Source organism: Paracoccus sp. SCSIO 75233 (assembly GCF_027912675.1).
GTDB lineage: Bacteria > Pseudomonadota > Alphaproteobacteria > Rhodobacterales > Rhodobacteraceae > Paracoccus.
Genome location: NZ_CP115764.1, coordinates 20,199 through 27,517, shown reverse-complemented (window position 1 = coordinate 27,517; position 7,319 = coordinate 20,199). Strand labels below are relative to the sequence as shown.

The 7,319-nt window shown below is 57.9% G+C and carries 9 protein-coding genes; 7 read left to right on the top strand and 2 right to left on the bottom strand.

The features are described from left to right. Positions 1-302 precede the first annotated feature (302 nt). Together PAF12_RS18610 and PAF12_RS18605 are read left to right on the top strand one after the other, a co-directional pair. The gene (locus tag PAF12_RS18610; RefSeq protein ID WP_271109977.1) at positions 303-1,283 is read left to right on the top strand and encodes a hypothetical protein; all 981 of its coding nucleotides are present in this window, start codon (positions 303-305) and stop codon (positions 1,281-1,283) included. A gap of 152 nt (positions 1,284-1,435) precedes the next feature. Beyond that, the gene (locus PAF12_RS18605; RefSeq protein WP_271109976.1) at positions 1,436-2,188 is read left to right on the top strand and encodes a hypothetical protein; all 753 of its coding nucleotides are present in this window, start codon (positions 1,436-1,438) and stop codon (positions 2,186-2,188) included. Positions 2,189-2,274: 86 nt separating this feature from the next. Here PAF12_RS18605 and PAF12_RS18600 read toward each other — a convergent pair whose 3' ends face one another. Both PAF12_RS18600 and PAF12_RS18595 read right to left on the bottom strand, forming a co-directional pair. After that, the gene (locus PAF12_RS18600; RefSeq protein ID WP_271109975.1) at positions 2,275-2,523 is read right to left on the bottom strand and encodes a hypothetical protein; all 249 of its coding nucleotides are present in this window, start codon (positions 2,521-2,523) and stop codon (positions 2,275-2,277) included. Then, positions 2,508-3,122, bottom strand: a complete 615-nt coding sequence (locus tag PAF12_RS18595) for a hypothetical protein (protein ID WP_271109974.1) — start codon at positions 3,120-3,122, stop codon at positions 2,508-2,510. The genes PAF12_RS18600 and PAF12_RS18595 overlap by 16 nt, the downstream gene beginning before the upstream one ends. A gap of 583 nt (positions 3,123-3,705) precedes the next feature. Between PAF12_RS18595 and PAF12_RS18590 the strand changes: the two genes are divergently transcribed. Genes PAF12_RS18590 through PAF12_RS18570 form a run of 5 tightly spaced genes read left to right on the top strand, consistent with a single transcriptional unit; the run spans position 3,706 to position 7,298 of the window. Beyond that, positions 3,706-4,284: a site-specific integrase gene (locus tag PAF12_RS18590; RefSeq protein ID WP_271109973.1), complete on the top strand. Its 579-nt coding sequence runs from the start codon at positions 3,706-3,708 to the stop codon at positions 4,282-4,284. A 17-nt stretch (positions 4,285-4,301) separates the two neighbouring features. Then, positions 4,302-4,700 (top strand): DUF3768 domain-containing protein, encoded by a 399-nt coding sequence (locus tag PAF12_RS18585; protein ID WP_271109972.1) that lies wholly within the window; start codon positions 4,302-4,304, stop codon positions 4,698-4,700. Then, positions 4,701-5,771 carry a hypothetical protein gene (locus tag PAF12_RS18580; RefSeq protein WP_271109971.1) on the top strand — a complete coding sequence of 357 codons (1,071 nt, stop codon included), beginning with the start codon at positions 4,701-4,703 and terminating at the stop codon, positions 5,769-5,771. A gap of 22 nt (positions 5,772-5,793) precedes the next feature. Next, on the top strand, positions 5,794-6,375 hold the full coding sequence (locus PAF12_RS18575) for a hydantoinase B/oxoprolinase family protein (protein ID WP_271109970.1): 582 nt from the start codon (positions 5,794-5,796) through the stop codon (positions 6,373-6,375). A gap of 11 nt (positions 6,376-6,386) precedes the next feature. Beyond that, on the top strand, positions 6,387-7,298 hold the full coding sequence (locus PAF12_RS18570) for an N-carbamoyl-D-amino-acid hydrolase (RefSeq protein ID WP_271109969.1): 912 nt from the start codon (positions 6,387-6,389) through the stop codon (positions 7,296-7,298). Positions 7,299-7,319: the final 21 nt, after the last annotated feature.

Sequence of the window (7,319 nt, the reverse complement as noted above, 5' to 3'; positions counted from 1 at the left end):
CGTTTCGGCGGAAGGGCGCTGCTGCGCCGGTAGCAACCTCAGGCCCCAGGGCGGTGTCCTGAAGTAGCGAGGCGGCGCAACCACCGGCTGTCACCCCGCGATCACCTGCGCACCGGCAGCGACAAGCGTAGCAGAAGCAAACGAAAGGCGGACCTCCGAGTTTCGGAAGACTGCCTGAATGTCGCCTCCGTCCGCATATCTCCGGGACATTGCCTTTTACCACAAATGCCATGTCGGCTTTCTGGATATTTTTCTCTGAATCTCTTTTGATGGCGCTTTGATGACCGCGCAGGGGGGAATTCATGGTGGACAAGAAGGGGCCAGGTTTGCCGGGGCGAGGCCCGCGACAGCGCAGCATTGAAGAACGTAAGAATAAGCTGGCGGCCTACGAAGCCACATATATGCGGCATGGCTCACAGAAGGCGACATTGGAAGCCCTCGGTATCCCGGCCTCGACATTTTATCGGTGGGTCAGTGACGAGGAGCGCGGATATGCGGCATCACCACTGGTCGACCACCCACCTGATATTGGGGTGAACACGGCGATCCGGATCCTTGCCTCCACGAAGCCGATGCCACGTTTTGATCGTGAACAGGCGTTTTTTCGGCTGGTTGCCTGGCTTGGGTGGGGAGAGAATTCCCCTGACCAGCAGGCAGCGGTCACAGCGGCGCATATCAGCTACCTGTGCCGGAAACATAAGGCGCAAACGGTTTTTGACATGCCGGAGGATGTGCGCGAACGATTGAACCGCGCTCTGAAGGTCGAGCGGTTCCTGTGGATGTTCTCGCCCGAGGCGGATGCCTATTTCTGGGAGAATGGCTTTCCGGCGTTCGGGCGCTATTCGATCCAGGATGTGATCGCGGAAATCACCGGGCATCTTCTGACCACAGTTCCGAACAAACATGGGCAGGGCTATGTCAGCCTGACTGCGGCATTGAAGCGGCAGCGGACAACGGCGGTGGCGTGTCAGTTCCCGTATTCCCTTCGCGCCTTGCGGGAACGATGGGCGCAATATGCGTCGACCGCGGTTTTCCAGTACATCTTCTCCCATGAACCGAAGATAACACTGTATTTGCACCCATCGGACCCGGACCTCGTTGAGGTTGTGGACGAGGCGCTGGACGACCCAGAGGAGTTTCGGGCTGCGCTGAGCCGATGCAAGTCCGCCCAGAGGGCGCTGATGGCGCGATTGGATCCGCGGGCGACGGCTGGCTATCGGTTCCCGAGTTTTCCAAGGACGCTCGGCTATCAATTGAATAATATTGGTGATTTTCTTGTCTAATGTCGACAACTTAAAGTGTTCAATATTCTGATATATAACAGTAAATAAAATAAATAACCCATGCCTGAAAACCCCTCCAATTCAATCATGGGTTGCCCTTATCCATATCTGAAGAAGTGCAATTTCGCACCGGTAAAGGAAAGGCATCACAGATGGATAGGAAGAAAGCGAAGGAACCGGCATCGCCACCGAACATCAAGGCGCTGAAACGTACCCGATCAGAGATCAAAAAATTACAATACGGCTATCGGGACGCCCTGAGGCATACGCTGCAGGAGGCAGCGGTGCGGGAGCTGGCTATCCGTAATAATATGGATGACTTAAAGGCGTTTTGTGAGCTTGATCATTGGCAGGGGAAAAAATCCCGGCCGTCGGTCGAGCGACCTGAAGAATTGCGGCTATTCATCCTCAAGTTTGTTTTTTCTTGGCGGAAGAACACTGACAAGGATGCCAGCCGCTACAACAAGGCGATAGAGGCGCTCCTTGTTGACAACGTTCCACGAGAGGAAATTGCGGCAGAACTCAAGAAGCGGGGCGGCATTCAAAGGGTGTATGCCGACTACCGTGCGATGCAGCAGGAGGGCGAGAAAGGCGGGCCGATTAAAAAAGCGTCTGCACGCGAGCGCATTGCCGCGGCGAGAGCCACGTACCTCCGTACCGTGCAGGAAATAGATGCAGATGAAATGGATCTTTTCCTTCAAGTCGAACCAGATGATCTTGAGGACCTGCTCAACAGTTCGAAAGGCGACAAGTTCACGCTAAGGGTTCGTAATGCCGGCGCCGACGATACGGGCTTTGTTCAGTTCAAGCTCTTGGCGAGCGACGAGGCGCATGAACCGGCCCCACGTGCGACCCGAAAGCCGAAGCGTCCTAGACGATCAAGCCGTAGGGCATCATTGCACTAGTATTGCCGTTGAATGATGAAAATTTGCCCCGGCCCTTGATTGAGGGTCGGAGCCATCGTTCGTTTGGAGTGTCGGGCGGGGTTTGGTCACCTGGTTCCTCGCGAAAGCGGATCGCAACTCTGCTCGCGACAGTTTTCGGCCTTTCTCACGGCATTGTTCTGATCAACGGCTGTGATGTTTCTGTTAAAGCGAAACATTCCGGCGACAGTGCTTTCATGGGCTTTTTCCGAAAATATATCGGGGTCGGCAATGCCGAGGAGGGCCACTCCAAAGCCTGAAACCCGATTGCCCGCATGGGAGAGTGTCGACGCCTGATCTTCTAGCGTGACCGGCATCTGATCCGCCGTTTGGCACCGTCGGTTTTCGCTTGTAGGCGTTCGTATTTCGTCCGCGAAGAATACTCGCCCCGCGCTTCTGGCAACAGCAGGATGTCGTCGGCGCTGAGCTCGTCTCGTCTAATCGATTTCATCAGATAGTCCGTAAGCCGCGGCGCGTCATGGGTGATGCGCTTGATGTGGAGCTCGGCAAGGTATCGGTTCTGGCCGATCAGCTGGTCGCGCCAATCGGTGAGGAAGGTGGTCAAGTTGGTCTTGAGCCTTGTGTGGCGAGGGCAGGCGAAGGCGGCGTGTATGTGAAGGCCGTTATTGATCTCCGGGTTCACATGCGTCGTCCTGTCGTGTTTCGGAACCTGGTAATCCGGGGCCGCGATCAGGAATGGGAGCTGGTCGTGCCGCTTACTGTGCGGGTGGCGGTAGAGGCGGGTCAGGAGCTTGTGGTAGGTGGCACGAACCTCCTCCATCATTAGTTTCACCCTGGTCCTGTCATTGCCCGGCAGCGAATTGAACATGAAGCTGAGCAGGCAGGCGTCCCAGCCGTGGGTGATACGGTCCTGCAGCATGACTGCGTATCCGTCTACGAGTTGCTTGGTCATCATCGGGTTTGTCCTTTTGTTGCGGTACATGCTGCTTTACGCGTCCGCGACGATGTCGTTGCGCGTCTCGGCCATGACGAATTCCGGGATTTAGGAGTCTTCAAGCTTGTGATCTGGCGGGTGTTTGTCTGCCTATCGATCATCATGCTCGGGCTGGTTCATAATATAATTGGTATTTTTACAGTTATTGGTTGTGGGGGCTGATCATGGTTTGTTTGGTAATTTGGGCATAGTGGTTCCATATGGTTGCGCAGCTTGCGCCCCCATCGCCGCATCCGTGGATGTGGCAGGCTGCCGGGCCCATCCCATTGCAACCAACACCTATAAATTGGCATTACGCCCAAGCTGCTTTACGGGACCTGCCAAATGATCCGTTGCGACAATGCGCCATGTTTCTGTTGAACAGAAGTTACGGAACAGTTGGTGAGGATGTGCAGCGTCACGCCGGATCGACATCATCGCGGCATGTCGTATCATATCAGGCCCGATCAGGCGGTCAGCACCACAATCACCGCGAGCTGAACGTTTCACTTGACAATCTACTTTAGATTGTGTATTGTAATCGTATGTCAATTTATACGAGCATATGCGCGGCCGCCCGGCCAAGGTGATTACAGCCGCTGAACAGCGGCGCATATTGCGACATCTCGATCTTTCTCCGACAGCTGCCCGTGACCGCGTGATGTTCCTCTTGACCATCACGGCGGGGTTGCGCGCCTGCGAAGTCTGCGCGCTTCGTTGGTCGATGTTGACCCGGGGTGATGGCTCGATCGGGTCGCATATCGAATTGCCCCCGGTTGCGGCCAAGCGTCGATCCGGGCGGCGTATTCCTTTGCATCCTGAACTTCGGCGGGCGCTTGTCGGTCTGGCCCCACGTGTCCGCGACCGGCAAGGGCCGGTGATCCGGTCCTGCCGGGGTGGGGCGATGTCACCCAAATCGCTGGTCAACTGGTTTACCGGGCTCTACCGGCAATTGGGCCTGCAAGGCTGTTCGTCGCATTCCGGGCGGCGCAGTTTTATCACCCGTGCAGCACGACAGCTGCACCGGGCGGGCGGCTCGCTGCGGGATGTCCAGCTTCTGGCCGGGCATCGCTCCATCCAGACCACGCAAGGCTATATCGACGGCGATGAACAGGCGCAGCGTCGATTGATCAAACTCATCTGACAGGAAAGGTAGAAACGATGGATGACCGGAGATCGATGGATGATGAAAAAGAACAAACTGGCAACATTGATGGGTTTGAGGAGGATCAGCCCTATGATGTGCGACTGGTTCGGATGTTGAACGATGCCCTGCGGCGCCGGGAACTGGGCGGCAATGTCTTCGTCACCCGTGGGGTCGGCATGCTGCCAAGGCAAGAACTCGCGGCGATCCTGCAAGCTGTCGCCTGTTTCGACGATTTTAATGAAGATAACGACCCCTATGGTGAGCATGACTGTGCGGTCATGACCGTGGGGCAACACCGCATCATCTGGAAAATCGACTATTACGACCGGGCGCTGAAGGGGTTTTCGCCAGACCCATCGAATCCGCACCTGACCCGCCGCATTCTGACCGTTATGCTGGCTTCGGAATATTGAATGGCGAACAGCAAGGCTGATGCCGCCCGAATGCTGGCTGAGTTGTGCCAGCTGATGATTGGGCCGGGTTATCTGGACGAGGTTGCTCATGAGGTGGCGGCGTCCGGCATGGCGAAAGCACTGGCCAAGGCTGATGCCGGGTTTATCTATGACCAGCTGATGTTGTCACTCAGCATGCAGGGCATCTCCGACGATATCGCCACGCGCTATATTATCCGCCACGGCAATGCGACCCGCAGGGAGATCCGGGCCGCGCTTGCCCGCAGCCGTTGTGCCTGCCCAAAGCTCGCGGGGTTTGAGGCCTATACCGGCTGCCGCTACCGCAAGTCGGCAAACACATGCGCCCGCCCGCAGCATCTGCGGCTGTGCCCGGTGCGTAAGCTCCCCCTGCGCAAGGGCCTTCTGAACGTTCAGGCGCATTCGCTGCATTTCTTTCTGCGCGACATCTGTCAGGACGATGTGGCCGGGTTCATCGATCAAGTGATTGATGGCGCGGTTGCGGAAGCCCGCACAGGCCCTGAGCGGCGCTACGCGGCGGATGCCAGCATCGAAGCTAGGGTTTTGCCGCCCGATGCCGTTGCAGCTGCACGACAGGCCCTGCTGCGCCAATTTGGCCGGGTTGAGGGTGTATCGGCCAAGCTGGCCAATATGGTTCTGGCCGATATCCTGCTTGGGGGCAGGCCGAAGGACAGGCGCTGGCGCGTGATCGGGGCAGCAATGTGCACCGTCGATGTGCTGGTCCATAAATTCCTCGACCGCACCGGCATCCTCAAGGCGTTCGGGCTTGAGCATGCTTACGGCCCGCGCTGCTATCGCGAGAATGGCTGTGACGGGGTGATTGCCGAACTGGCACGTGTCGTGCCGGTGCAAAACATCGATCCGGCTTACCCGGACTATTTCCCGCGGCTTCTCGAACTGGCCATCTGGCGCTTCTGTGCCGAAACCCAGCATGGTGTCTGTCGGACCCGCATTGTCGGCAAGGGCAGGCTCTGCAATCAACGCCACCACTGCCCGGTTGCGCGATACTGCGCCCGTGGCGGGTCAAAGCGTCGCAGGCGGGGCACAACATGATCACCCACATTCAGGAGATCCCATGACTCATTGGTTCACCGCTGACCTGCATTTTGGCGATGATGGCATCAGCCGCGACGGCATGGACTCGGTGGACGTGCTCTATGCCAACACGCGCAACAACCCGATCGAGGATATCGAAAGCCACGTTCCCCTGCGGATCGAGCGCTACGAACTGCGTGAGAAGGTCGCCGCGCCGGGGCGCTGGCGCGGCGGTGTGGGATCGATCCGCAAGCTGCGGTTCCTCTCACCGGGCAGCGCCTCGGTCGAAAGCGAAGGGCACAAATACCCCCCGCGCGGCCTCTTCGGAGGATCCGACGGCACGCCGTCGCAGCTGATCCGCGAAATGGCCGACGGGACCGAGATCCAACTGCCCTCAAAGCTGCCGCACCACGCTTTTGGCAAGGACGAATCCATCGTTGCTGTCCGGGCATGTGGCGGCGGATATGGCGACCCGCTCCAGCGCGATCCTGATGACGTGCTAGATGATGTCCTCGACGGCTACATCACGGACGAACAGGCGTTTGACCAATATGGCGTGCGCATCGTCGACCGAAAGGTTGACACGGACGCGACCCAAACTGCTCGGAAAACCTCTACATAGGAAAATCAGATATGGCCCGTTACATCAATATCGCAGGCGCCCAGGTCGGCGCCATCGCGCGAAACGAATCCCGTCAGTCGGTGGTCGCCCGTCTCGTCGAGCTGATGCGCGACGCCCATGCCCGTGGCGCCGAGGTCGTCGTCTTTCCAGAGCTTACACTGACCAGCTTCTTTCCGCGCTGGTGGATGGAGGACGAGGCCGAGATCGATGCCTTCTTCGAGACCGAGATGCCTGGCCCCGCGACGCTTCCGCTGTTTGAGGCCGCTGAGAAACTGGGGGTCGGCTTCTATCTGGGATACGCTGAGCTGACCTACGAGAACGACGTGGCTCGTCACTACAACACCTCGATCCTGGTTGACGGCAAGGGCAAGATCGTCGGCAAGTATCGCAAGGTGCATCTTCCCGGCCATGCAGATCACCGCCCGCAGATGCCCTACCAGCATCTCGAGAAACGCTATTTCGATGTGGGGGACCTTGGCTTCGACAGTTGGGACTTTCATGGTGGCAAGTTTGGCATGGCGATCTGCAACGACCGCCGCTGGCCCGAGACCTATCGCGTGATGGCGCTTCAGGGCGCCGAGGTGGTGGTGCTTGGCTACAACACACCCACCCATATCCCGTGGGAGCCGGTATATGATCACCTGAGCGGCTTTCACAACCATCTGAGCATGCAGGCCGGTGCCTATCAAAACAGCATGTATGTGGTCGGTGTCGCCAAGGCCGGCGCCGAAGAAGGGTCGAACCTTCTTGCCGGTTCCTGCATTATCGCACCTTCGGGCGAGATCATCGCGATGGCCCAGACGTCGGGCGATGAGGCGTTCGTTGCCAAGTGCGATCTGGATATCTGCCAATACAATCGAAAGTCGATGTTCAACTTTGCAGAACATCGTCAGGTGCAGCATTATAGGATCATCACAGAGTAGGGTGGGGACTCACAACCACAA